The organism is Oceanisphaera pacifica (assembly GCF_017498065.1).
Taxonomy (GTDB): Bacteria; Pseudomonadota; Gammaproteobacteria; order Enterobacterales; family Aeromonadaceae; genus Oceanimonas; species Oceanimonas pacifica.
Genome location: NZ_JAGDFX010000007.1, coordinates 48,710 through 71,646 on the forward strand (window position 1 = coordinate 48,710; position 22,937 = coordinate 71,646).

A 22,937-nucleotide genomic window follows, 5' to 3' on the forward strand; every position below is an offset into this window, starting at 1 on the left:
AAGCTCTTACGCTGTCTTATGCTTTCTTTAGCGCAGGTAGAATGTCAAAATAGGTTTTTTTATTGATGAGGCTGATAGGCTTGGACGACGACAGCACGCTTTCTGATCTGCCATCAACCCCCGTTGTTGAGCAAGCAAGCACCCCATTGGCCAGTCTTTTTACCGAACAAGGCCCCTTGGCAAAGGCCATTGATGGCTTTAAGCCCCGCCAAGCACAAGTGGATATGGCCGCCGCCGTCACTCAAGCGCTGCATGACAAGCAGCCGTTAGTGGTAGAAGCGGGCACAGGGACGGGTAAAACCTATGCCTATTTGGCCCCTGTATTGGCGGCGGGCAAAAAGGTAGTGCTGAGTACTGGTTCTCGTAACCTGCAAGAGCAGCTGTTTCACCGTGACTTACCCACCTTGGTTAACGCCATGGCCTATCATCATCCGGTGGCCTTATTAAAAGGGCGAGCTAACTATTTGTGCATCGAGCGCTTAAATCTGCTAAACGACAGTGTGCCGCCTCTATCAGAAGCTGGTTTGGCGGACTTGCAGCGGGTACGCCGTTTTAAGCCCATGACGCACAGTGGCGATATTGGTGATATTCCGGGGCTATCTGAGCGTAGCGAAGTCTTGCCCTTAGTCACCAGCACCAACGATAACTGTTTGGGGCGAGAATGCAGCCATTATCAAGACTGTTACTTGGTCAAAGCCCGAGCCAATGCGCTAGAGGCGCAGGTGGTTGTGGTCAACCATCATTTGTTTTTTGCCGATATGGCGGTGCGGGATACGGGCTTTGGTCAGCTTATTCCCGATGCCGATGCCTATATTTTGGATGAGGCCCATCAACTGCCAGATATTGCCGGTCAATACTTTGGGCAAAGCCAGTCTAGCCGTCAGTTATTGGATTTGGCGCGAGACTTGCGAGTAGCGCAAAAAGTTGAAGCCAAAGACATGGCACAAATTAGTAAAGTGGCCGATCAAATCGAGCGCTATGCCCAAGACTTAAGGCTGACCTTTGGTTACGACAGCCAGCGAGGGCAATTACGCCCCATGCTCGCTAAGCCCGAAGTGAAACATGCCCTTGAGCGATTAAATGAGAGTTTAGCTTTTTGTTATGAGGTGCTGAAGCTGGCGCTTGGGCGTGGTGAGCAACTTGATCAATGCTTTGAGCGCTTGGTAAGTTTGCGCACGCAATTAGAGGCGGTCACCAAGGTTGAAGAAGACGGCTATTCATATTGGTTTGAAAGCACGCGTTTACATATTAGCTTTCATAAAACGCCTTTGTCAGTCGCAGAGCGCTTTTCAACTGAGCTTGCCAAAGAATCGGTAAGCTGGATATTTACCTCCGCCACCTTAGCGGTAGGCAACAGTTTTCATCACTTTTGTACCGACATGGGGCTCGCTCACGCCCGTACCTTGCAATTAGACAGCCCTTTTGATTATTCTCGCCAGTCGCGTTTATGCGTGCCACGCTATTTACCGCCCACTCATGCTCGGCAAAGGGGGCGTTGGCTTGCTGAAACGCTCACCGATACCTTAGCCGCCGTACCCGGAGGCAGTTTCTTTTTGTGCACCAGCTATAAGGTGATGAATGAGGTGGCCGAGGTGTTGCGCCTAAGTTTAGCTCGCACCGTATTAGTGCAGGGCGAAGATAATAAAGTACGATTATTAGAAAGGTTTAGCCAAGATGGTCGGGCGGTATTAGTGGCCACCAGCAGCTTTTGGGAAGGTATAGATGTGCGAGGGCATGCATTGCAGTGTGTGATCATCGATAAGTTGCCCTTTAGTACCCCAGACGATCCACTATTAAGCGCGCGCCTTGATGATTGTCGCCGTAAAGGCGAAGACGGTTTTGCTAAGGTGCAGCTCCCCAAAGCCATTATTACCTTAAAGCAGGGCGTGGGGCGTTTGATCCGAGATGTAGCCGATAATGGCGTATTAGTGATCACCGACGACCGCTTAGTTAATCGCGCCTATGGCGCCGATTTTATTAGTAGCCTACCTGCTATGCCGCGTACGCGTAGCTTGCAGCAGGTGGCCGAATTTTTATCTACCTTGGAGTAATACCCATGAGTCGAATACTGGCCATTGATACTGCCACTGAAGCCTGCTCTGCTGCATTGTGGCAAGACGGCGCTGTATTAAGCCGTTATCAGGTGGCGCCTCGGGGACATACCGATTTAATCTTACCCATGGTGGCCGAGCTGTTAGCCGAAAGTGAATTAAGCTTACAAGATTTGGATGGCTTAGCCTTTGGCCGAGGGCCTGGCTCCTTTACTGGGGTGCGCATTACCCTAGGGGTGGCACAGGGCTTGGCCTTTGGCGCTAATTTACCTTTGTTAGGCGTGTCTAACTTGCAGGCGCTGGCACAAGGGGCGCACCGAGTGTGTGGCGCCGAACAAGCATTAAGTGCCATTGATGCGCGCATGGGGGAAATTTACGTTGGCGGTTTTGCATTCAAGCAAGGGCTGATGGTAGAGCATTGGCCAGAGCAAGTGTTAACACCTGAGCGATTTTTAGAACAAACTCAACAAGATCACTGGAATGATGGGGTGGGATCAGGGTTTGTGACCTATCCTGCACTGGCCACACGCGTTAACACTGTTTGTGAGGCGCACCCATATCCTGATGCACAAGATTTATTACCGCAAGCCTTGGCATTATACCAAGCAGGACTTGGCGTGGATGCCGCGGATGCTCAGCCCGTATATTTAAGAGATACAGTGACTTGGCAGAAGCTGCCGGGCCGAGAATAGGAGCCGATGTGGTTATATTTTCTATGAGGCGGCGTCAAGAAAACGATAAGCCGCTGTTTTATATGCAGCGACCCTACCACCGTAGTTTGCACTATCGTCGCCGACGCAGGCGTAATAATCAGCGGCACCTAAGGTTGTGGCATCGCCGAAAATAGTACAAAAATCACCGATCTATGTTAAATTTAATGCATTATACTGTGGATTTGTATTTATTTTTAGAGTAAAAGCTTTAATGTATGGGCTAGCGAATAAGTAGGGCATGTTAATGACGGTTGAACATGCTAAGCCTTTTTGTCTTATTTCAGGAGATTGATATGGAAAACATCCAATCTGGTCCCACACCGACTCCCTTTGTGGATAAGCCTTGGCTACAGCGTTATCCAAAAGATGTGCCCGCCGACATTGATACTGATGCGTTTACCTCTTTGCTTGATATGTTTGAGCAAGGAATAAAAGACTACTCTGAACAGCCGGCTTACCATAACTTTGGCCAGAGCCTGAGCTATGGTGAGTTAGATAGCTTGTCTCGCGACTTTGCGGCCTACCTGCAACAAGCGTTAAAACTCAAAACTGGGGACCGCATCGCCTTAATGATGCCGAACCTGTTGCAATATCCCGTGTGTTTATTTGGGGCCTTGCGTGCCGGGTTAGTGGTGGTAAACGTTAATCCTTTGTATACGGCGCGCGAGCTTAGGTACCAACTGAGAGATGCCAAAGTTGACACCATAGTGATAGTGGAGAACTTTGCTAGTACCTTAACCGAAGTGCTTAAAGACACGCCCGTCAACAATGTGATTTTAACTCGCATGGGCGACCATTTAGGAGTGCTTAAAGGCGCCTTACTTAATTTTGTGGTGAAGCATGTTAAAAAGCTGGTGCCCGATTACCACCTACCTAGACATATTCGCTATAAAACGGTATTAAAAAAAGGGCAGGGGCTGCGTTATAACCGACCTAAGCTTAACGGCGATGATTTGGCATTTTTGCAATATACCGGGGGCACCACTGGGCGCTCTAAAGGTGCCATGTTAAGTCATCGCAATATGTTGGCGAACGTTGAACAAGCCTTAGGTGTATATGGGCCAGTGCTCAGCATGGGTAAAGAAAAAGTGGTAACGGCACTGCCGCTATACCATGTGTTTGCACTGACGGTTAATGGTTTGCTATTTTTTCGCATTGGTGCACAAAACTTGCTGGTAACCAACCCCAGAGATATACCCGGCTTTGTTAAAGAGCTGAAAGGTTATGACTTTAGCTGTATTACTGGGGTGAATACCTTATTTAATGCGTTGGTAAACAACGATGATTTTCAGCAACATGACTTTAAAAGTTTAAAGCTGACCATAGGTGGCGGTATGTCGGTACAACGGGTGGTGGCAGAACGCTGGCAATCCATTACTGGCAGTCGATTATTAGAAGGCTATGGCTTAACCGAGTGCTCACCGCTGGTAACTGTTTGCCCCTATGATATGGACGGTTATAACGGCTCCATTGGCTTGCCGGTGTGCTCAACCGATGTGCGTTTGGTCGATGATAATGACCAAGAAATAACGCTTACTCATACTCCTGGCGAAATGGAAGTGAAAGGCCCGCAAGTGATGAGTGGTTATTGGCAAAATGAAGAAACAGAAGGGGATACCCCCGACAGTCCTTTTCATGAGGGTTGGTTGCGCACCGGTGATATTGCCACCATAGATGAGCAAGGCTTTTTAACCATAGTGGATCGCAAAAAGGACATGATTTTAGTCTCGGGCTTTAATGTGTTCCCAAATGAAGTAGAAGGCGTGGCCATGCAGCATGATGCGGTATTAGAAGCCGCCGCCGTAGGGGTTGAGCAAGATGACGGTGAGCTGGTGAAGTTGGTGGTGGTGGTAAAGCCCAATAAATCGCTGACTGAGCAAGAGATTAAGGCCCATTGCCGTCAATATCTTACTGCCTATAAGGTACCTAAAGTGATAGAATTTAGGGACGAATTGCCTAAAACGAATGTCGGTAAAATATTACGCCGAGAGCTAAGAGACTCAGCCCAGTAGACTGACTCTGTTAGCAAGCGGCTAAAATCCTGGGCTATTTGCTCGGGGTTTTTATTTTACCGCTCACACTGAGTACTCATGACTTATACACTGATCACCGATAATCAACACCTTATTGAAGCCTGTCATACCGATGCCACCGTGCTGGCGCTTGATACCGAGTTTATTCGCACGCGCACTTTTTATGCCAAACCCGGTTTATACCAGTTATTTGATGGCCAAAATACGCTATTAATTGACCCTATTGCTGTGTCTGACTTATCTCCTTTATGGCGCTTACTCCATGATCCAAAAAGGGTGTCCATTTTGCATTCTGGCAGTGAAGACATTGAGCTATTACATCAGCAAAGTGGCGCCATACCAGCACAAGTGCATGACACGCAATTGGCGGCTGCCTTTTTAGGCTTAGGCAGTCAATTGGGTTTTGCCCCTTTAGTAGAAAAGTTACTGGGAGTGAGTTTAGATAAAGCCCATAGCCGTACCGATTGGCTGGCGCGGCCTTTGTCGAATGAGCAGCTCAATTATGCCGCTGATGATGTCATTTACCTATATCCGCTCTATCAAAAATTAATGGAGCAATTAGCAGAAAAAGGCCTGACGGAGTGGTTTGAACAAGAGTGTACCCGTGTGGCTCATAAGCGAGTGCAGGCGGTTGACCCCAATCTTGTCTATCAAGATATGAAATACGCGTGGACGCTAGACAGACAAGGGCTGGCCATTTTACAAGCGCTGTGTGCGTGGCGATTAACCGAAGCGCGCCGTCGCGACTTGGCCATTAACTTTGTGGTAAAAGAAGCCCATTTGTTGCGCATTGCCGAGCGGGCACCCAAGACGATGGATGATTTGGCTAAACTTGAGCTGGCACCCATGGAAATACGCCGCCACGGCACGACCTTGCTGAAGCTGGTACAAGCTGCATTAGCGGATCCAGAGCGCTGGCCGCAGCCCGTTACAAGGCTGATTGATTACCCTGATTATAAAGCCGAGCTGTCTCGCATTCGCTCTTTGATTAATGCAACAGGAGAGCAAGCAGGGATCCCCGGCGACGTGATCGCCTCTAAGCGGATGATCCACCAATATTTAAGTTGGAAGTGGCGCTTTAACGAAAGTGAGCACATGACCCCGACCTTATTAACAGGCTGGCGCAAAGAGCTACTAGGCACCAAGCTTTAAAGAAGTGCTGTACGGAAACATGAGGCGTACCGCCTTGTTTAAGCTTGGCGCGGCCTCTACATGTATGTTTAGGGTTGGTTTAAACTGAAAGCTGACGGCTGACGGCTGACAGCTTTCAGTTCGGCGCTGCCCTTACGCTACTTCTCTTCCCCTTCGGGAAACATAATATTCAGCTCTAATACCGACAGGTTGTCACCTTTTTGATCGAGTTGTACTGAGATCTGATCAATATCAATATCCACGTACTTACGAATAACCGTTAAAATATCTTGCTGCATTTGCGGCAGATAATCAGGTGTATCCCGCTGGCTTCGTTCGTGGGCAACAATAATTTGTAAGCGCTCTTTGGCAAGCTGAGCACTGTTTTTATTTTTTTTAGAGCGAAAATAGCCCAATAAAGACATAGTGACTTACCCCCCAAAGATTCTGCTGAAAAATCCCTTTTTCTCTTCATCAATGAAGCGGAAAGGGCGTTCTTCGCCAAGCAAACGCGCCACGGCATCACCGTAGGCCAAGCAAGCGTCTGACTCGCCATCTAAAATCACTGGCTCGCCAGCGTTAGAGGCTTTTAGTACGGCCTGAGATTCAGGGATGACCCCTAATAGTGGAATCGCCAGAATTTCTTGTACGTCTTGTACGGCCAGCATATCGCCACGGGTCACACGATCAGGGGCGTAGCGAGTCAGTAATAGGTGCTCTTTAACGGGCTCCATATTTTGCTCTGCACGCCAAGACTTAGAAGACAAGATACCTAATACGCGATCGGAGTCTCTTACCGAAGACACTTCTGGGTTGGTGGTAATAATGGCTTCATCGGCAAAATACAAGGCGATAAGCGCACCCGATTCAATGCCGGCGGGGGAGTCACAAATAATGTACTCAAAATCCATATCGGCTAAATCATCTAAAATCTTTTTCACGCCATCACGAGTGAGGGCATCTTTATCACGGGTTTGTGAGGCGGGCAATATATAGAGATTATCAATGCGTTTATCGCGAATAAGTGCCTGATTTAAATTGGCGTCGCCATTAATGACATTCACAAAGTCATAAACTACGCGGCGCTCGCAACCCATAATTAAATCTAGGTTACGTAAGCCAATATCAAAGTCGATAACCACTGTTTTATGACCTAGGTTTGCTAGGCCAGTACTAATAGCAGCGCTAGAGGTTGTTTTACCCACACCACCTTTACCTGATGTGACGACGATAACTCGTGCCATATTATATTCCTAAAGTCGTAAAAGATTAGAGGCGGTCGAGCGTTAATTGCTCGTCTGCCAAAGAAATGGTGACGGCTTGTTCCCAATGTTCACCTTGTAAGCCTGCGCTAAGCTGATAGTGACCTGCCACTGAAATCAGCTCGGCCATTAACTGCTGGCAATAAATTCTTGCCGATTCGTTGCCCTTTGCGCCTGCTACGGCTCGGCCGCGTAAAGCGCCATAGATATGAATGCTGTCATCAGCAATCACCTCTGCCCCATTACTCACCGCGCCTAAAACCACTAATGAACCATTAGGGGCGTAGACTTGCTGACCTGAGCGTACTTGGCCTCTGTGTACTTTAGTACCGGGTGAGTTAAGTAACTCAGGCGGCGGCTCTTTTGCTTCAACTTGCACTTGGGTGACGGCGGCTTTGCCGGTGCTCACAATGGCAAGCCCTGCAGCTCGTGCCGCAGCGCGAATTTCATCGTTTTGTGCCCCTGTCACGCCCACAGGTACTAAGTTGAGCTCTTTAAAGGCATCAGCTAATGAGATAAAATCAGGTGTTTGTTGTAATTTTTCAATATTAATCACCAAGGGTGCGGCCCGAAAAAAATCCGGGGCCACGGCAATTTTCTCTGCTAATAGGCGTTTTACTTCTGTAATGTCGTGACTGGCAATATGCACCACAGAAAGCGTAAAACTACTGCCTTTTAATTCAATACCATGCTCCGCCATAAGCGGCTGTCCCCCCGAGGATATAATCCTTTTTATTATTAGTCGCACTGATGTTATAGTTTGGCGACCTAACTGGCAATAAAGCCGACGGATTATAGCAATATTCATGTTATCTGTAGTATATAAAAGTCCTAAAATGGACCAAACTTATCTTTTTGTGGAAAGACGCGACGACTTCTCTCGCGTGCCTTCTGCATTACTTAATACCTTTGGTACGCCAAAGTTGGCTATGATTATAAATCTGGCCACTAAAACTCACCTTGGGCAAGCTGATTTAGCCAAGGTGAAGGCGGCGTTAACTACCCAAGGGTATTATTTACAACTGCCGCCTCCGCCAGAAAATCTGCTAAAACAGTTTCGTGCGGATCAAGTGTAGCCGCTTTTGTGCTGTTTAGGCCAAGCCAACTGAATAGTGATCAACAGGAGCGACTCATGTATCAACATTTAGACTTGCAAGGCCAACCATTGCCCTATGCGGTTGGCAAGGTGGTGTGTGTTGGCCGCAGCTATCAAGATCATGCCACTGAGCTAAACAACCCGATTCCCAGCCAGCCTTTGTTGTTTATTAAACCTGCTAGTAGTTTAGCAGGCTTAAATGAGCCGTTACTGCTGCCGCAAGGATTAGGGGCTGTGCACCACGAGCTGGAAGTGGCGTTATTAATTGGTCGGCGTTTATGTCATGCCGAACCTGGGCATACCCAGGACGCCATTGTGGGGGTGGGGCTGGCGCTTGATCTTACCTTACGTGATCTGCAAAACGATCTTAAAGCCAAAGGTCACCCCTGGGAGCGCGCCAAAGCCTTTGACGGCAGTTGCCCCATGAGCCCCTTTGCGGTGCCGGATATGCTGGGTGATTTGCAGCAACTGGATTTTAGCTTGCAGGTGAATGGCGTGACGCGCCAGCGGGGTAACACCGCCGATATGATGTGGACGTTTGCGCAGTTATTGGCCGAAATGAGCCGCAGCTTTACCCTTAACCCAGGTGACATTGTGCTAACGGGCACGCCCAAAGGGGTGGCGGAGCTAAAGCCACAAGACACACTCGATATGCAACTAAACGGCCAATACCGCTTTAGTGCTCAAGTAGCAGGATAATAGAATGCAAGCCGATTTTTGGTATACCAAGTCGTTAGAACAGATGTCAGATAAAGAGTGGGAAGCCTTGTGTGATGGCTGTGGCAAGTGCTGTTTGAATAAACTGATAGATGAAGACACCGACGAGTTAATACACACTAATGTGGCGTGCGAGTTATTGAATACGCATTCTTGTGCCTGTAGTAACTATGAGAATCGTTTTTCGATTGTGCCTGATTGTTTGAAGATCACTCGCGATAAGTTAGATGATTATTTTTGGCTGCCCTCAAGCTGCGCTTATCGGTTGTTGTCTGAGGGTAAGTCATTGCCCTCATGGCACCCCTTGCGCACCGGCTCTAAAAGCGCCATGCATAAAGCTGGGCAGTCCGTGAGAGGCAAGGTTGTGCCTGAGTCTAAAGCGGGCGCATGGGAAGATCATATAATTACATGGTCGAGTTGAACTTAAAACACAGCAAAACACAGCTTTAAGCCGTAAGCTATAAGCGGTCAGTTAGAGACAAGAGCAAGGCCTAACAAAAAATCGAACCCTAGTGGTTCGATTTTTTTGTTTGATGTGATTTTTAGCTGGGCGCTTGGTGCTAGGCGCTTGGCGCTGCTCTTCCAACGAATCTTACTAAAATAAACAAGCCTGCCAAGGCCGCTAATATCACAAAAATGCCTAGTAACCATTGCGGCATGCTTAACCCCATCCAGCTCCAAGAGACATCTGCACAATCCCCACTGGGGTAAAACAAAGCCGGTAGCCAACGATCGAGGGCCAACCAAGTTGGAAACTCCGCCACCGTCGAGCACTGGGTAAAGGGGGAGGGGTTAAACTGGTAGTTAATGTGCCCTTTGGCAAGTAATACGCCCTTAATTGCACTGGCAAGCCAACCAAGTAACGCCACACTGCTGATGAGCGCACTCTTAGGCGCAAGCCAACCTAAAGCACCTGCTAATATAATGCCGGCCAAGGCGGCCCTTTGATACACGCACATCACACAAGGGGCCATACCTTGGCCATACTGAAAGAAAAGGGCGATGGCGAATAACAAGGCACTGCCCAGTGTGAGCAGTGCCCAAGCAAAGCGTGAGCGAGAAAAGGCATATAACATAAGATGAACCCTATAAATGTTAAACAGGAACGCGGGAGTGGCGCTTGTAGAAAACTGGTCTGCTCTGTTACTATCACTCTTTGATTTCATTTAGGGTTTTATATGCAAAGCCTTTAATGTTTTTTACGTTAAGCCCATTAATAAATAGAGTGGTTTCATGGTCATTAAGGCACAAAGTCCCGCCAGTTTTGCGGAACAATATATCATAGAATCCATTTGGAACGGTCACTTTTCCCCCGGCACTATTTTGCCCGCCGAGCGTGAGTTATCTGAGTTAATTGGGGTGACCCGAACCACGTTACGCGAGGTGCTACAGCGCTTGTCTCGTGATGGTTGGCTGACCATTCAACATGGTAAACCCACCAAAGTGAATAACTTTTGGCAAACTTCCAGTTTAAATATTTTAGAAACCCTCGCGCGACTCGATGCAGATAAAATGCCCGAGCTGATTGATCATTTATTATCGGCGCGTACCCACATTAGCAGTATTTTTATTCGGGCAGCCATTAAAAATAACCCCGATAAGCTTAAAGAAGCGGTTGCTGAATTAGATGCCTTGCCTGATGAGGCCGACGCCTACGCGACCTTTGACTATGAGTTGCACCAGCAGCTGGCCTTTGCCTCGGGTAATCCTATTTATGGTTTAATTTTAAATGGTTTTAAAGGTTTATATTGCCGTGTAGGCAGTTACTACTTTTCACAGCCAAGTACCCGCCAGCTGGCCGCCAAGTATTACCGAGATTTAGCGGCGCTGGCAGAGCAGGGCTCACTTAATCTAGTCAGTGAGCGGGTTCGAGACTACGGCAAGGCGTCGGGCTTGTTGTGGCTCGAGATGCGTGAAAATGTTCCTGCAGATTTTATTGAAAACTAACGCCTCGCTTTTACTCCTTATGACTCTTTTAACGGGGGGCAGCGGCCAATAATATTGGCGCTGCCCTCGGTGTTTTCTTGCTCTAAAATAACATTAAAGCCCCAGAGTTGATGAATATGCTTGAGCATTTCGCAGTGGGAGTCGGCCAGTGGAATACGGTTGTGCGGCACATAGCGCAAGGTCAGTGAACGATCGCCTTTTATCTCTACGTTATGCACTTGAATGTTGGGCTCTAAATTAGCCAAGTTATACTGATCTGACAGTGTTTGGCGCAGCGCTTTATAGCCTTGTTCATCGTGAATGGCAGATATTTCAAGGTAACTTAGGGTGTCGTCGTCTGACACCGCAAACAAATGCAGATCGCGCATTACCTTGGGCGATAAAAACTGACTAATAAAACTCTCATCTTTAAAGTTCTCCATGGCAAAGTGTAATGTTTTCACCCAATCGGAGCCGGCTATATCCGGAAACCAGGCTTTATCTTCAGCAGTGGGGTGCTCACAAATACGGCGTAAGTCGACAAACATTGCAAACCCCAGCGCGTAAGGGTTAATACCTGAGTAGTGGGGGCTGTTATAGGGAGGTTGGTAGATAACATTGGTATGGTTATGCAGTATCTCCAACATAAAGCTGTCGGTAACTAAGCCCTCGTCATACAGATGTTGAGTAATGGTGTAATGCCAAAAGGTCGCCCAGCCCTCATTCATAACCTGAGTTTGTTTTTGCGGATAAAAATATTGGCTTATTTTACGGACAATACGCACTATCTCTCGCTGCCATGGCTTGAGTAAGGGCGCGTTTTTCTCGATAAAGTACAGTAAGTTTTCTTCTGGCTCCGCGGGATAACGCGGCTTGGGGGCAGCCTGCTCCTCTGCGGCGCGGGGTAAGGTTTTCCACAGCTCGTTGACTTGAGTTTGCAGATAAGCTTCTCGTGCTTTTTGGCGGCGTTTTTCTTCGGCTAACGATAACTGCTGTGGGCGTTTATAACGATCAACGCCATAATTCATTAGCGCGTGGCAACTGTCGAGCAAGGCTTCAACGGCTAATACACCGTGTTTTTCTTCACATTCACTAATGTAGTGTTTGGCAAACAGTAGGTAGTCAATAATGGACTCGGCATCGGTCCAGGCTTTAAATAAATAGTTATTTTTAAAAAAAGAGTTATGCCCATAACTGGCATGGGCGATCACCAGTGCCTGCATGGGCAGGGTATTTTCTTCCATTAAGTAGGCAATACAGGGATTAGAGTTAATGACAATTTCATAAGCGAGGCCCATTTGTCCGCGTTTGTACGTTTGCTCAGTTTGAATAAACTTTTTACCGTACGACCAATGATGGTAGCCAATGGGCATGCCAATGCTGGAATAAGCATCCATCATTTGCTCACCCATAATAATCTCTATCTGATTAGGGTAAGTACTCAGCCCATAATGTGCGGCAATACGAGCAATTTCACTGTGATAGGCTTCAAGTAGCTCAAAGGTCCAATCTGGGCCGTCACTTAATGGTTGAGTGCAAGTTTGGAATTCAATCATAGTTACCTCACGCCACCTGCTTTTTAAACAAGGCTCTAAAGACCGGATAAATGTCTGCTGGAGAGCGAATATGCTCCATAGCAAAATTGGGAAAACGACGGGCAATGGCTTGATATTCTTGCCACAAGCTTTGGTGCGCGCGCGTGGTTATTTCAATGTAGGCGTAATAGCGCACCAAGGACATAATGTCGTCTTCCATTAACGTTTTACACTGAGGTGAATCATCGGCCCAGTTATCGCCGTCGGAGGCTTGAGCGGCATAAATATTCCACTGCTCTGGGGGGTACCGTTCATCAATGACTTTTTTCATTAATTTTAAAGCACTGGATACTATGGTGCCGCCGGTTTCTTGGGAGTAAAAAAACTCTTGTTCGTCAACTTCTTTGGCTTGGGTGTGGTGGCGAATATAGACCACTTCCACGTTTTTATAGGTGCGGGTTAAAAACAAATACAATAATAAATAAAAACGCTTGGCCATGTCTTTGGTCGCCTGATCCATCGATCCCGACACGTCCATAAGACAAAACATGACCGCTTGAGTGGAGGGAATGGGGCGTTGCACAAAATTGTTAAAACGCAAATCAAAGGTATCAATAAAAGGAACGGCAGCAATGCGGCGTTTAAGCTCAATAATATGCTGCTCTATGGCCTGTATGCGCTCATAGTGTTGCGCGGGGTGGCGACTAAGCTCAACTAGCTCTTGTTCAAGCTCGGCTAAGGTTTTCTTTTTGCTCGCTTGTAGCGCCATGCGTCTTGCTAGTGACTGGCGCAATGAGCGCACAATATTGATATTACCGGGTACGCCATCTGTGGAATAGCCGGCACGAAAGGTTTTCATTTCACTGATTTTATTCAGTTTGTTTTTTTCAAGATTAGGCAGTGCTAAATCATCAAATAATAAATCTAAATACTCCTCTTTTGAGATATTAAACACAAACTCGTCTTGTCCTTCTCCTTGGTCACTCGCCTCCCCTTGGCCGCTGCCTCCGCTCGCTCCACCGGGAGGCCGCTCTATTTTATCTCCTTTAACAAACTGGTCGTTACCGGGGTGAACTTGCTCTCTGACACCGCCTTTGCCTTGATGAAAAATAGGCTCAGAAATATCCCGGGCCGGAATAGAGACACTCTCACCCTTGTCTATGTCTTGAATACTGCGCTTAAGTACCGCATCTGATACCGCCTTTTTGAGTTGTTGTTGGTAGCGGCGGATAAAGCGCTGCCGATTAACAGCGCTTTTATTGCGGCCATTTAGTCGTCTATCGATAAAATGCGCCATAGTGTTCCCATCCTTGGCTAATTAACTGGACTTACGCACGCGTAAGTACCATTCAGATAACAACCTCACTTGCTTGCGGGTATAGCCTTTTTCCATCATGCGCTCCACAAAGTCATCGTGCTTTTTCTGCTCATCGGCACTGGTTTTGGCATTAAAGGAGATAACCGGCAGTAGCTCTTCGGTATTAGAGAACATTTTTTTCTCGATGACGGTTCTTAACTTTTCGTAACTGGTCCAGTTGGGGTTTTTACCGGCATTATTGGCGCGGGCTCTTAATACGAAGTTGACGATTTCATTACGGAAGTCTTTGGGGTTGCTGATCCCTGCTGGTTTTTCTATTTTTTCTAGCTCGGCATTGAGGGCGGCGCGATCAAACAGCTGCCCGGTGTCTGGATCTCGGTACTCTTGGTCTTGAATCCAAAAGTCGGCGTAGACGACATAGCGGTCAAAAATATTCTGCCCGTATTCAGAATAAGACTCTAAATACGCGGTTTGAATTTCTTTGCCGATAAATTCAACATACTTAGGAATAAGGTAACCTTTAATAAACTCAAGGTAGCGCTCTTGTACCTCTTGTGGAAATTGCTCCCGCTCTATTTGCTGCTCGAGTACATAGAAAAGATGTACCGGGTTAGCGGCCACCTCGGCATGGTCAAAGTTAAACACCCGCGATAATATCTTAAAGGCAAAACGGGTCGATAACCCTTGCATGCCTTCATCGACACCGGCGTAATCGCGGTACTCTTGGTAAGACTTGGCTTTAGGGTCGGTGTCTTTTAGGCTTTCACCGTCGTAAACACGCATTTTGGAGTAAAGATTAGAGTTTTCCGTTTCTTTCATGCGTGACAGCACACTAAACTGTGCCAAGGTTTCTAAGGTGCCAGGCGCGCACTTAGCGTTAGCAAGCTCACTGTTATGCAGCAGTTTTTGGTAAATCTCAATTTCTTCGCTGATCCGTAAGCAGTAAGGCACTTTAACGATATAAACACGGTCTAAAAACGCCTCGTTATTGCGGTTGTTTCTAAAGTGCTGCCATTCTGACTCATTAGAGTGAGCTAAAATAATGCCTTCAAAGGGCAGGGCAGACAGCCCCTCGGTACTGTTGTAGTTTCCCTCTTGCGTGGCCGTTAATAAGGGGTGTAATACCTTAATAGGTGCCTTAAACATCTCGACAAATTCCATTAGTCCCTGATTAGCCTTACATAAAGCCCCCGAGTAAGAATAGGCATCGGCATCATCTTGAGAGAAATGCTCAAGTTGTCGAATATCGACCTTACCCACTAAAGATGAAATATCTTGGTTGTTATCATCACCGGGCTCGGTTTTAGCGATGGCAATTTGGTCAAGAATTGAGGGGTAGACCTTTTCTACTTTAAAGCGGCTAATGTCGCCCCCGTATTCGTGCAGACGTTTGACCGCCCAAGGCGACATAATGGCGCGGAGATATCGCTTAGGAATGCCATACTCTTGCTCTAATACGGCGCCGTCTTCTGTGGCATCAAACAAACAAAACGGATGGTCGTTGACCGGTGATCCTTTAATGCGATAAATGGGCATTTTTTGCATTAAGGCTTTAATGCATTCGGCTAATGATGACTTACCGCCCCCTACCGGACCTAATAAGTACAAAATTTGCTTTTTTTCTTCCAGCCCTTGTGCGGCATGTTTGAGGTAAGAGACAATTTGTTCAATGCTGTCTTCCATACCATAAAATTCGGTAAAGGCCGGATAGCGGGCGATGACGCGATTAGAAAACAGTCGGCTTAATCTGGGGTCTTGTGCGGTATCTATCATCTCGGGTTGACCAATGGCCATCAGTAAGCGTTCTGCTGCCGACGCATAACAAGCTTTGTCTTCTCGACACATATCTAAGAATGTTTGCAAGCTATATTCTTCTTCCTGCGCTTTTTCGTAACGTGTTTGAAAATGCTCAAAAATACCCATAGTACTCTCTCCCTAGCGCTAAACATGGCTAACGCACTCTTTATTAGCCTATGTGTTGCGCACATGTCGTTCTTCCCTGATGAAAGATTAGACACAAATTTGCTATTGCGCTTGTGTAACTGTCAGAAATATCAAAGTTTTTGTGAAGTCGTGGGCTGTCATTGATTTTTAAAGCGGGTAAGGGGAGGTCTAAACGGCTAGGTTTGCCGCTAAGTGGCGGTGCAGGGCTATGGTATCGGCTTATTTGTGCTATTAAACTTCCCTTAACGTTAGGGGAGTGGTTGGTTAATTTTTTATCTAAATAGTTTTTACTCGCTTTTTTAACGTTGACTTCACATTTCGCTACGGTTAGATTGAAAACACATTGCAGGTTAGTCCGTTAATCGGCTTAAAAGGTTAATGGACTACTATGATGTGTAGCTCTGTTTAAGCACGTTTCCGTTTATTTTGCCCTCGCTTGCGAGGGTTCTTTTTTATCCCTCCCACACCTAAATATAGACACTTACGTTAACGTAAGGGATGTGTTGATACTATCAACTCGTTTTGCTTATGCCTCTGTAAAGGAATGGAATATGTCTCAGTTAAGCCAACATGCGGTGGTAACTCAAGAAGGCGACTTTGTGGTGCAGTTTACTTCTCCGATACCGGCTTACTTTCGTTATCGTTCGTGGGCGACGGGGTTTAATACTGAGGTCACATTTAGTTATGCCAACATACATAATGGCTGAGACATTAATTATCACGCAACCATAAGATTAAGAATGGAAATTGAAGAACGGATCGCAGAAAAGATTATTGCGCGCACCAAAGGCTTGATCCCCTACGACATTAATGTGATGAACAAGCAGGGCATAGTGGTGGCTTCCACCGATGCTACTCGTATGGGGCTGGCGCACTCGGGGGCGAGCTGGGTTATTGAGCATCAAGAAACTATGATAGTGGCGCATGCCGATACCCGTTATTTAGCTGGCGCCAAGCCGGGTGTGAACCTGCCCATTGCCTATCAAGGCCATTGCATTGGCGTGGTGGGCATTACAGGCGAACCAGAGCAAGTGTGTGAGTTAGGCGCGTTATTAAAAATGACCGCCGAGCTATTAGTTGAACAAAGTCGAGAAAAAGACGCGGCGCTATTATTAGGCATCGAAAAAGAAAATTTCTTAAAACAGTTAGTTACCGGTCAGTTGGATAGCACACAAGCGGTGGCGGCATTAAAAAAAGTGCACTTAAGCCGCCGCTTTCCCGCGCGTTGCGTGATTTTTAAGCCTGACAATACCCTTTTAGACTATCAACAAAAGCTTGCCCTCACTCCAATGTTAGCCTTGGCCGTTAAGGGGTGGTTTTTCTTTAGTCAAGAATCAGGCTTAACGGTGGTGCTAGATGCCAAAGAAGAGAAAAAGACCAGCCTTGCCAAAATTGCCCCAATGTTGCCCCACCCGTTGACCATAGGGGTAGGAGCAAGCGTAGATTCAATCGAACAGCTCGCTCTTTCTTACGCCAGTGCCGCCGCGGCTATGGCGTTTGGTCAAGCACAAACAACTGACCTTAGCGCCGCTGTATATTGTTATGAAGCTCATAAAGAAAAAATTATTATTTCATCCGAGGTAAGCGGCTGGCGTAAAGATGAGCTGACTAAAGAATATCGAGCCTTGGTTAATCAAGACCCCCATGGCACCTTGCGACTGACGTTGCGCACCTTAATATCATCGTCAGTAGATATGAGCACCTGTGCGCATCGCTTAAATATTCATCGCAATACCCTGCGTAATCGCCTAGATAAAATAGAGCAGATAACGGGGGTGGATTATAAAAAGTTAGATCAGCTATTTAGGCTTTATTTGGGGAATATTATTCTTGATTAACAACGAATAACACCGTTAACGCTGATTGCACAGAAAACTTGGCCTTATATTGTGCAAATGCACATGGCATTTTGTATGCAAAGCATCGATACTATGACTCACTTTGCAGAAACCATTGAAGGTACTCAACATGAAAAAGATTGTTATTGCTCCTGACTCTTTTAAAGAAAGCTTAACGGCACTGGAAGTAGCCGAAGCGGTCAAACAGGGTTTTTCTTCGGTTTATCCTGATGCTGAGTACTGCTTAGTTCCAATGGCCGATGGCGGTGAAGGCACAGTAGAGGCTTTGGTGGCCGTCACCGACGGTAAAACCGTGCATACTCAAGTTACGGGCCCGGCAGGCACTCAGGTTGAGGCGCATTATGGCCTCTTAGGTGACGGTAAAACTGCCGTAATTGAAATGGCGTCGGCTTCTGGTTTACATCACGTTGCCCAAGATGATCGCGACCCGTGCACGGCTACCTCTCGGGGCACAGGTGAGCTTATTCGCCATGCACTTGATGCCGGTGTACGCCATATTATTGTGGGCTTGGGCGGCAGTGCCACCAATGATGCCGGCATGGGCATGTTAGCCTCGTTGGGTGTGAAGTTCACCGATGCCCAAGGCAATGTAGTGGCGGATGGCGGTGCGGCCTTAATCGATGTTAAACACATTGACGCCAGCGAACTGCACCCTGCTATGGCTGAATGTACCTTTGAAGTTGCTTGTGATGTCGATAATCCCTTGTTAGGCGAAAGAGGGGCAACCGCCATCTTTGGTCCACAAAAAGGGGCAGACAAGCAGGCACTTGCCACATTAGAAAAGTCGTTAACGCACCTAGCCGATGTATTGGTAGAAAATGGCTTTAGCGATCAGCGTGAGCAGCAGGGCGCAGGTGCTGCCGGTGGCATGGGCTTTGGTATGATGACCTTTATGAAAGCTACCTTTAAGCCAGGTATTGAAATTGTGGTTGAAGCCACTAACCTCAAAGAAGTGGTGAAAGGGGCGGATTTAGTGATCACCGGCGAAGGTCGCCTCGACAGCCAAACTATTTATGGTAAAACGCCCATTGGTGTAGCCAAAACTGCCAAGCTGTACGATATTCCCGTGATTGGTATTGCCGGTAGCCTAAGCTCAGATGTGGGTGTGGTGACCGAGCACGGGATTGATGCGGTGTTCTCTATTATGCCAAGCGTGATGACGCTGCAAGAAGCTTTTGCCGGTGCTAAAGATAACCTGATCTTTAATGCCAAAAACATCGCCACTGTTATGGCGATGAAAGCCAAGTAAGGGTTGTAGTTTATGAGGCACAATACAAGGTATTGCGCCTTATAATACCAACCATATTAAAGAAATAGTCAGCTTTACTTGCTGCAAAAGCCGAACAAAGGGGTGACTCCACCGACACGCTGCAAGCACTTCCCTGTGGCGCTCAGCACATGACATCCCTGTCATGTGATGGCCGGTGGAGTCACTCCCTTTATACGGCCATCAGCTACTGAGTCACCTGTTAGCAGCTTCACAGACAAATATTTAGTGTATTTGGTATAACTGATTATTTATTACTGAAATGACTAAAATGCAAAAAGCCCGCTCATTGAGCGGGCTTTTTAATGTGTGGTGCGTCCTAGTGGATTCGAACCACCGACCCCTACCATGTCAAGGTAGTGCTCTAACCAACTGAGCTAAGGACGCAGCGCTATTATAATTGGTACGCCCTAGTGGATTCGAACCACCGACCTCTACCATGTCAAGGTAGCGCTCTAACCAACTGAGCTAAGGGCGTATTCCGTATTAAGCGAGCGCAATAGTAGCCAAGGCATGAGTAGTAGGCAAGCCTTTTTTGTGACTATAGCTGCTGATGCCGTACAACTGCCTGACTTATGGTCAAAGTGGTGAAAGTTCACACCGCTTTAAAAATTGCTGCCAAACCTTAGCATGTTTAAGGGTGAGGTGGCGATAACGCACATACACCTGACTATTTAGCCCTTGCGCCACTTGTTGGCGATAAGCGTGCATAAGTGCGTCTTTTTCTTCCGGCGGCGTAAGACTTGTGCTGAGCAAAGGCGCTAACTGCACAAACTGGCGATCAATTTGGCCTAAATAGCGCTGAATGTCTTTAATATAATAATGCTGCATGGCATTACGTAAACGCTTGGCGTCTGTTCGCTCTGCTCGGCGACAATCAAGCTGCTTGAGTTGCTGTAAAAATTGAATACTCTGCTCAAGATAATGAGCCCCACTGTGCAGGGAATAAAACAAGCGCCCTAAGTAGTGATTTTGATATAAGCCTGCCAGCGCCTCACTCAGTAATTCGTTACTTATGGGCTGCAAAGGTCTGTTACCTTGTGCTTGCTGATATAGATCGTTAAATAGGCTCAGCGCGTGCAGCGTACTGTGATAGCCCGCCTGTTGTTCAAAGGGTAGGGTTTGTCGTCGCGGAGCCAGGGCGGCTCTAAGCTCTGGCTCGGCTATCATCATATTCCAGAAAAAGCGGGGTAATAATGGCTGTTTTTGCTGACTAATGTTTGCCAACCAAGCCTGTAACTTAGGATCTGAATGTTCAGTTTGGCAGGCATGTAAGCCGTATTGAAATTGCAGATGATATAATAGCTGCCCCGCCGCACTTTGGCTTTTGCCGACCGGACCGTTATGCTCGGCCACCAACTCAAATAACCCCTCGCATTGCCCCAGTTGCAGGGCATCTAACACACCACTGCTAATCTGTTCTTGATGCGCGACCAGCAAGCGTTGGCTGGGTAAATCAGGCAGTGTGGGCACAGGCGTTAAGCTGGGCGCATCCACCTTTAATACATGTGCGAGGCGCGTTAAATAAGTTTGAAAGTGACTTTCTAGATCATTGTTAGGGCTACATGCCATCAACCAAAGGCAGGTTAGCCCGACGATTATGTTCGACCCTCGCATAAATCACCCGTAATCGCCAAATTAATGAGAAAGCTGCGATGGATAACGCAATTAAAAAGCCCACCCAAAACCCGTGAGGCCCCATGGGGGGCACTAGCCAGTCTGTCATACCCAGTACCATACCAATAGGTAAACCGCATAACCAGAAGGATGAGAAGGTAATATAAAAGATAGTTTGCGTATCTTTATAACCCCGTAAGGCTGCTGCTGCAATCACCTGTGCCGAGTCTGATATCTGATATAAAGACGCCAATAATAACAAACTGGCGGCTAAGGTTAACACTTCGCTGTTATCGGTATAAATGCTACCAATCCAATAGCGACCAGCCACGGTGGAAATGGCACACAGTAATGCAATAAAGCAGCCAAAGATGATGCCAACAATACTGATGACCTTAGCACGCTCTGCTTGATACTCGCCTAAGGTATGGCCAATGCGAATGGTCACTGCCATGCCTAAGCTAAGAGGGATCATAAAAATAATGCTAGAAAAGTTAATGGCTATTTGATGACCGGCCACAATTTCAGTGCCTAATGGTGCTAACAATAAGGCCACCACGGTAAACAGCGTTACTTCACAAAAAATGGCCATAGCGATAGGAAAACCCAGTCGACATAATCGGCCTATTTGTGGCCAGTTGGGAGGTGTTAACCGAGAAAGTACATTAAATGGCTGCAATAAGGGGGACTTATGGGTGTAAATAATCATGCCCAATAGCATAACCCAAAATACCAAGGCCGAGGCATAACCGCAGCCCACTGCCCCTAATTGAGGCAAGCCTAATTTGCCATGGATCAATATATAGTTGGCCGGTATGTTCACCATTAAGCCAATAAATCCGATAATCATAGTGGGCAGTGTAAAAGACAGCCCTTCGCTAAAGTTACGCAATACTTGGTATAAGGCATAAGCGGGCATGCCCCATAAAATGGCGTGCAGATAGCCGGCGGTTTTTTCTGCCAGTAATGGCTCTACATTCATCCAATGCAATGCCAGTGGCGAATAATATAAGACTAACATAGCGGGCAGAGTGACCAATACAGTGAGCCAAAAGCCCTGATGCACAGCCCCTGCGACTTCACTTTGGCGACGCGCGCCATTTAATTGCGATATTATGGGCGTTAGCGCCATAATAACGCCTTGTACCAGTAAAATAAGTGGCAACCAAAAGCTGGTGGCCACCGCCACGGCGGCTAAGTCGGTGGCACTGACTTGGCCGGCCATAATGGTATCGACAAAGCTCATGGAAGTTTGTGCTACCTGCGCCACTAAAATAGGGGCGCACAGACGCATTAAACGAGGAATTTCAAGCAAATAGGGCATAAAGCGCATGGTTTTTCTCACAGAAGCTAAAAGCGATATTGACGCGAAGAGGGGGCGTCTTTAATGGTAAAGTATTGAGAGTTTACCATTGGCTGGGAATATAACCTTGCCGCAGTGCATTTCCCACTATTTTCACTTGTTTTTAAATAATTATTGTAAAGGAAGCAGCATGTTTACCGGAATCGTACAAGGCCAAGGCGCAGTGTTAGACATTATCGAAAAAGCGGATTTTCGTACTCACATAGTACAATTGCCCCCCGCATTATTACCCGGCCTTGAACTGGGTGCCTCTGTTGCACATAACGGCTGCTGTTTAACGGTGACCGCCATAGAAGGCGAGGCGGTAAGCTTTGACCTGATGCAAGAAACCTTGCGGGTGACTAACCTAGGTACGCTTAAGGTGGGGGATCGGGTTAATTTAGAAAGAGCGGCACGCTTTGGTGATGATATAGGTGGCCATGCTATGTCTGGCCATATTATGGGCATGAGCGCCTTACTGGAGCAGCAGGTTACGGACACCAACACCACTTTGTGGTTTGCTTTGCCTGAATCACTGGCTAAATATGTGTTTACTAAAGGTTACATTGGTATAGACGGCATTAGCTTAACAGTAGGCGAAGTACAAGCAGACCGCTTTGCCGTGCATTTGATCCCAGAAACCCTTGAACGCACAAATTTAGGGCGTATTACGCCAGGTGTTCAGGTGAATATTGAAGTTGATCCACAAACCCAAGCCATTGTTGATACGGTTGAGCGAGTATTAGCACAAAAATAATCTTTGCTCTTGCTCTAGTGAGCGTCGCATAAAGCGTACTCACTAGAGCGTTAGCTTTAATATATTAAGTTATGCCAACATACATAAGTTATATTGATATAATCACACTAAATTAAAATATCTGCTCATCATCAGCACTCACGCTCAGTTCAACTTCATCGGTTTGTTCATTACAAGTCAAAACTAAGTGCATGGGATGGCAGCAGACACTGCAATCTTCAATATAATCTTGATCTCCCGCGCTGGCATCCAGTGTTACGCTAATATGCTCTGCGCAATAAGGGCATTGAATGGTTTTCTCAAAGAAGTCTTTCAAGGACGATCCCTCCTAAACAATCAGCCTGTCGTTATATACTAGCAAACAATTGC

22 protein-coding genes and 2 tRNA genes are annotated in these 22,937 nt (G+C 47.0%); 12 read left to right on the forward strand and 12 right to left on the reverse strand.

From position 1 onward, the window contains the following. The first annotated feature begins 65 nt into the window (after window positions 1-65). From yoaA to rnd, 4 genes are all read left to right on the forward strand, one after another. Entirely contained in the window at window positions 66-2,051 is a 1,986-nt protein-coding gene (gene yoaA / locus J3U76_RS07210; RefSeq protein WP_208005428.1) for a DNA repair helicase YoaA, read from the forward strand. A 5-nt stretch (window positions 2,052-2,056) separates the two neighbouring features. Continuing rightward, on the forward strand, window positions 2,057-2,743 hold the full coding sequence (tsaB, locus tag J3U76_RS07215) for a tRNA (adenosine(37)-N6)-threonylcarbamoyltransferase complex dimerization subunit type 1 TsaB (RefSeq protein ID WP_243454124.1): 687 nt from the start codon (window positions 2,057-2,059) through the stop codon (window positions 2,741-2,743). Window positions 2,744-3,057: 314 nt separating this feature from the next. After that, entirely contained in the window at window positions 3,058-4,776 is a 1,719-nt protein-coding gene (gene fadD / locus J3U76_RS07220) for a long-chain-fatty-acid--CoA ligase FadD (RefSeq protein ID WP_208005296.1), read from the forward strand. A gap of 78 nt (window positions 4,777-4,854) precedes the next feature. After that, window positions 4,855-5,949: a ribonuclease D gene (rnd, locus tag J3U76_RS07225; RefSeq protein ID WP_208005297.1), complete on the forward strand. Its 1,095-nt coding sequence runs from the start codon at window positions 4,855-4,857 to the stop codon at window positions 5,947-5,949. Window positions 5,950-6,086: 137 nt separating this feature from the next. On the opposite strand, the gene minE is transcribed toward rnd, so the two are convergent. From minE to minC, 3 genes are read right to left on the reverse strand one after another with little or no spacing between them, the layout of a single operon-like run. Next, window positions 6,087-6,353, reverse strand: a complete 267-nt coding sequence (gene minE / locus J3U76_RS07230; RefSeq protein WP_208005298.1) for a cell division topological specificity factor MinE — start codon at window positions 6,351-6,353, stop codon at window positions 6,087-6,089. Window positions 6,354-6,359: 6 nt separating this feature from the next. Next, window positions 6,360-7,172 (reverse strand): septum site-determining protein MinD, encoded by an 813-nt coding sequence (minD, locus tag J3U76_RS07235; RefSeq protein ID WP_208005299.1) that lies wholly within the window; start codon window positions 7,170-7,172, stop codon window positions 6,360-6,362. 25 nt (window positions 7,173-7,197) lie between these two features. Then, a complete protein-coding gene (gene minC / locus J3U76_RS07240; protein ID WP_208005300.1) occupies window positions 7,198-7,890 on the reverse strand; it encodes a septum site-determining protein MinC in 693 nt (230 codons plus the stop codon). A 106-nt stretch (window positions 7,891-7,996) separates the two neighbouring features. On the opposite strand from minC, the gene J3U76_RS07245 reads away from it, so the two are divergent. The 3 genes from J3U76_RS07245 to J3U76_RS07255 are packed head-to-tail and all read left to right on the forward strand — an operon-like array spanning window position 7,997 to window position 9,424. Further along, a complete protein-coding gene (locus tag J3U76_RS07245) occupies window positions 7,997-8,266 on the forward strand; it encodes a YcgL domain-containing protein (protein ID WP_208005301.1) in 270 nt (89 codons plus the stop codon). A 56-nt stretch (window positions 8,267-8,322) separates the two neighbouring features. Continuing rightward, on the forward strand, window positions 8,323-8,985 hold the full coding sequence (locus tag J3U76_RS07250; RefSeq protein ID WP_208005302.1) for a fumarylacetoacetate hydrolase family protein: 663 nt from the start codon (window positions 8,323-8,325) through the stop codon (window positions 8,983-8,985). Between the two features lie 4 nt (window positions 8,986-8,989). Continuing rightward, complete coding sequence (locus J3U76_RS07255; protein ID WP_208005303.1) at window positions 8,990-9,424, forward strand: YcgN family cysteine cluster protein; 435 nt, start codon at window positions 8,990-8,992, stop codon at window positions 9,422-9,424. Between the two features lie 139 nt (window positions 9,425-9,563). On the opposite strand, the gene dsbB is transcribed toward J3U76_RS07255, so the two are convergent. Further along, the gene (gene dsbB / locus J3U76_RS07260) at window positions 9,564-10,079 is read right to left on the reverse strand and encodes a disulfide bond formation protein DsbB (protein WP_243454125.1); all 516 of its coding nucleotides are present in this window, start codon (window positions 10,077-10,079) and stop codon (window positions 9,564-9,566) included. Window positions 10,080-10,236: 157 nt separating this feature from the next. Between dsbB and fadR the strand changes: the two genes are divergently transcribed. Next, window positions 10,237-10,950, forward strand: coding sequence for a fatty acid metabolism transcriptional regulator FadR (gene fadR / locus J3U76_RS07265; protein ID WP_208005305.1), 714 nt, complete (start codon window positions 10,237-10,239; stop codon window positions 10,948-10,950). Window positions 10,951-10,967: 17 nt separating this feature from the next. On the opposite strand, the gene J3U76_RS07270 is transcribed toward fadR, so the two are convergent. The 3 genes from J3U76_RS07270 to J3U76_RS07280 are packed head-to-tail and all read right to left on the reverse strand — an operon-like array spanning window position 10,968 to window position 15,705. Then, window positions 10,968-12,485, reverse strand: a complete 1,518-nt coding sequence (locus J3U76_RS07270) for a SpoVR family protein (RefSeq protein ID WP_208005306.1) — start codon at window positions 12,483-12,485, stop codon at window positions 10,968-10,970. Between the two features lie 7 nt (window positions 12,486-12,492). Beyond that, on the reverse strand, window positions 12,493-13,761 hold the full coding sequence (locus J3U76_RS07275; RefSeq protein WP_208005307.1) for a YeaH/YhbH family protein: 1,269 nt from the start codon (window positions 13,759-13,761) through the stop codon (window positions 12,493-12,495). 21 nt (window positions 13,762-13,782) lie between these two features. Further along, window positions 13,783-15,705 carry a PrkA family serine protein kinase gene (locus J3U76_RS07280; protein ID WP_208005308.1) on the reverse strand — a complete coding sequence of 641 codons (1,923 nt, stop codon included), beginning with the start codon at window positions 15,703-15,705 and terminating at the stop codon, window positions 13,783-13,785. 572 nt (window positions 15,706-16,277) lie between these two features. Between J3U76_RS07280 and J3U76_RS07285 the strand changes: the two genes are divergently transcribed. The 3 genes from J3U76_RS07285 (at window position 16,278) to J3U76_RS07295 (ending at window position 18,834) form a co-directional block, all read left to right on the forward strand. Beyond that, window positions 16,278-16,433 carry a hypothetical protein gene (locus J3U76_RS07285; protein WP_208005309.1) on the forward strand — a complete coding sequence of 52 codons (156 nt, stop codon included), beginning with the start codon at window positions 16,278-16,280 and terminating at the stop codon, window positions 16,431-16,433. Window positions 16,434-16,466: 33 nt separating this feature from the next. Then, window positions 16,467-17,564: a CdaR family transcriptional regulator gene (locus J3U76_RS07290; RefSeq protein ID WP_208005310.1), complete on the forward strand. Its 1,098-nt coding sequence runs from the start codon at window positions 16,467-16,469 to the stop codon at window positions 17,562-17,564. 130 nt (window positions 17,565-17,694) lie between these two features. Further along, complete coding sequence (locus J3U76_RS07295) at window positions 17,695-18,834, forward strand: glycerate kinase (protein WP_208005311.1); 1,140 nt, start codon at window positions 17,695-17,697, stop codon at window positions 18,832-18,834. A 328-nt stretch (window positions 18,835-19,162) separates the two neighbouring features. On the opposite strand, the gene J3U76_RS07300 is transcribed toward J3U76_RS07295, so the two are convergent. The 4 genes from J3U76_RS07300 to J3U76_RS07315 all read right to left on the reverse strand — a co-directional run bounded on the left by J3U76_RS07300 (window position 19,163) and on the right by J3U76_RS07315 (window position 21,793). Then, a tRNA-Val gene (locus J3U76_RS07300) sits at window positions 19,163-19,239 on the reverse strand. 14 nt (window positions 19,240-19,253) lie between these two features. After that, window positions 19,254-19,330, reverse strand: a tRNA-Val gene (locus J3U76_RS07305). Between the two features lie 101 nt (window positions 19,331-19,431). After that, window positions 19,432-20,424 carry a DUF3080 family protein gene (locus tag J3U76_RS07310; RefSeq protein ID WP_243454126.1) on the reverse strand — a complete coding sequence of 331 codons (993 nt, stop codon included), beginning with the start codon at window positions 20,422-20,424 and terminating at the stop codon, window positions 19,432-19,434. Then, on the reverse strand, window positions 20,414-21,793 hold the full coding sequence (locus tag J3U76_RS07315; RefSeq protein ID WP_208005430.1) for an MATE family efflux transporter: 1,380 nt from the start codon (window positions 21,791-21,793) through the stop codon (window positions 20,414-20,416). The genes J3U76_RS07310 and J3U76_RS07315 overlap by 11 nt, the downstream gene beginning before the upstream one ends. A gap of 169 nt (window positions 21,794-21,962) precedes the next feature. On the opposite strand from J3U76_RS07315, the gene J3U76_RS07320 reads away from it, so the two are divergent. Then, a complete protein-coding gene (locus J3U76_RS07320) occupies window positions 21,963-22,568 on the forward strand; it encodes a riboflavin synthase subunit alpha (RefSeq protein WP_208005313.1) in 606 nt (201 codons plus the stop codon). A gap of 112 nt (window positions 22,569-22,680) precedes the next feature. Here the strand turns inward: J3U76_RS07320 and J3U76_RS07325 are convergent, their stop codons facing one another. After that, complete coding sequence (locus tag J3U76_RS07325) at window positions 22,681-22,884, reverse strand: CPXCG motif-containing cysteine-rich protein (protein WP_208005314.1); 204 nt, start codon at window positions 22,882-22,884, stop codon at window positions 22,681-22,683. Window positions 22,885-22,937 lie beyond the last annotated feature (53 nt).

Coding starts and splice junctions, on each gene's coding strand:
- yoaA (WP_208005428.1), top strand. CDS start 66: ATGAGGCTGATAGGCTTGGACGACGACAGCACGCTTTCTGATCTGCCA.
- tsaB (WP_243454124.1), top strand. CDS start 2,057: ATGAGTCGAATACTGGCCATTGATACTGCCACTGAAGCCTGCTCTGCT.
- fadD (WP_208005296.1), top strand. CDS start 3,058: ATGGAAAACATCCAATCTGGTCCCACACCGACTCCCTTTGTGGATAAG.
- rnd (WP_208005297.1), top strand. CDS start 4,855: ATGACTTATACACTGATCACCGATAATCAACACCTTATTGAAGCCTGT.
- minE (WP_208005298.1), bottom strand. CDS start 6,353: ATGTCTTTATTGGGCTATTTTCGCTCTAAAAAAAATAAAAACAGTGCT.
- minD (WP_208005299.1), bottom strand. CDS start 7,172: ATGGCACGAGTTATCGTCGTCACATCAGGTAAAGGTGGTGTGGGTAAA.
- minC (WP_208005300.1), bottom strand. CDS start 7,890: ATGGCGGAGCATGGTATTGAATTAAAAGGCAGTAGTTTTACGCTTTCT.
- J3U76_RS07245 (WP_208005301.1), top strand. CDS start 7,997: ATGTTATCTGTAGTATATAAAAGTCCTAAAATGGACCAAACTTATCTT.
- J3U76_RS07250 (WP_208005302.1), top strand. CDS start 8,323: ATGTATCAACATTTAGACTTGCAAGGCCAACCATTGCCCTATGCGGTT.
- J3U76_RS07255 (WP_208005303.1), top strand. CDS start 8,990: ATGCAAGCCGATTTTTGGTATACCAAGTCGTTAGAACAGATGTCAGAT.
- dsbB (WP_243454125.1), bottom strand. CDS start 10,079: ATGTTATATGCCTTTTCTCGCTCACGCTTTGCTTGGGCACTGCTCACA.
- fadR (WP_208005305.1), top strand. CDS start 10,237: ATGGTCATTAAGGCACAAAGTCCCGCCAGTTTTGCGGAACAATATATC.
- J3U76_RS07270 (WP_208005306.1), bottom strand. CDS start 12,485: ATGATTGAATTCCAAACTTGCACTCAACCATTAAGTGACGGCCCAGAT.
- J3U76_RS07275 (WP_208005307.1), bottom strand. CDS start 13,761: ATGGCGCATTTTATCGATAGACGACTAAATGGCCGCAATAAAAGCGCT.
- J3U76_RS07280 (WP_208005308.1), bottom strand. CDS start 15,705: ATGGGTATTTTTGAGCATTTTCAAACACGTTACGAAAAAGCGCAGGAA.
- J3U76_RS07285 (WP_208005309.1), top strand. CDS start 16,278: ATGTCTCAGTTAAGCCAACATGCGGTGGTAACTCAAGAAGGCGACTTT.
- J3U76_RS07290 (WP_208005310.1), top strand. CDS start 16,467: ATGGAAATTGAAGAACGGATCGCAGAAAAGATTATTGCGCGCACCAAA.
- J3U76_RS07295 (WP_208005311.1), top strand. CDS start 17,695: ATGAAAAAGATTGTTATTGCTCCTGACTCTTTTAAAGAAAGCTTAACG.
- J3U76_RS07310 (WP_243454126.1), bottom strand. CDS start 20,424: ATGGCATGTAGCCCTAACAATGATCTAGAAAGTCACTTTCAAACTTAT.
- J3U76_RS07315 (WP_208005430.1), bottom strand. CDS start 21,793: ATGCCCTATTTGCTTGAAATTCCTCGTTTAATGCGTCTGTGCGCCCCT.
- J3U76_RS07320 (WP_208005313.1), top strand. CDS start 21,963: ATGTTTACCGGAATCGTACAAGGCCAAGGCGCAGTGTTAGACATTATC.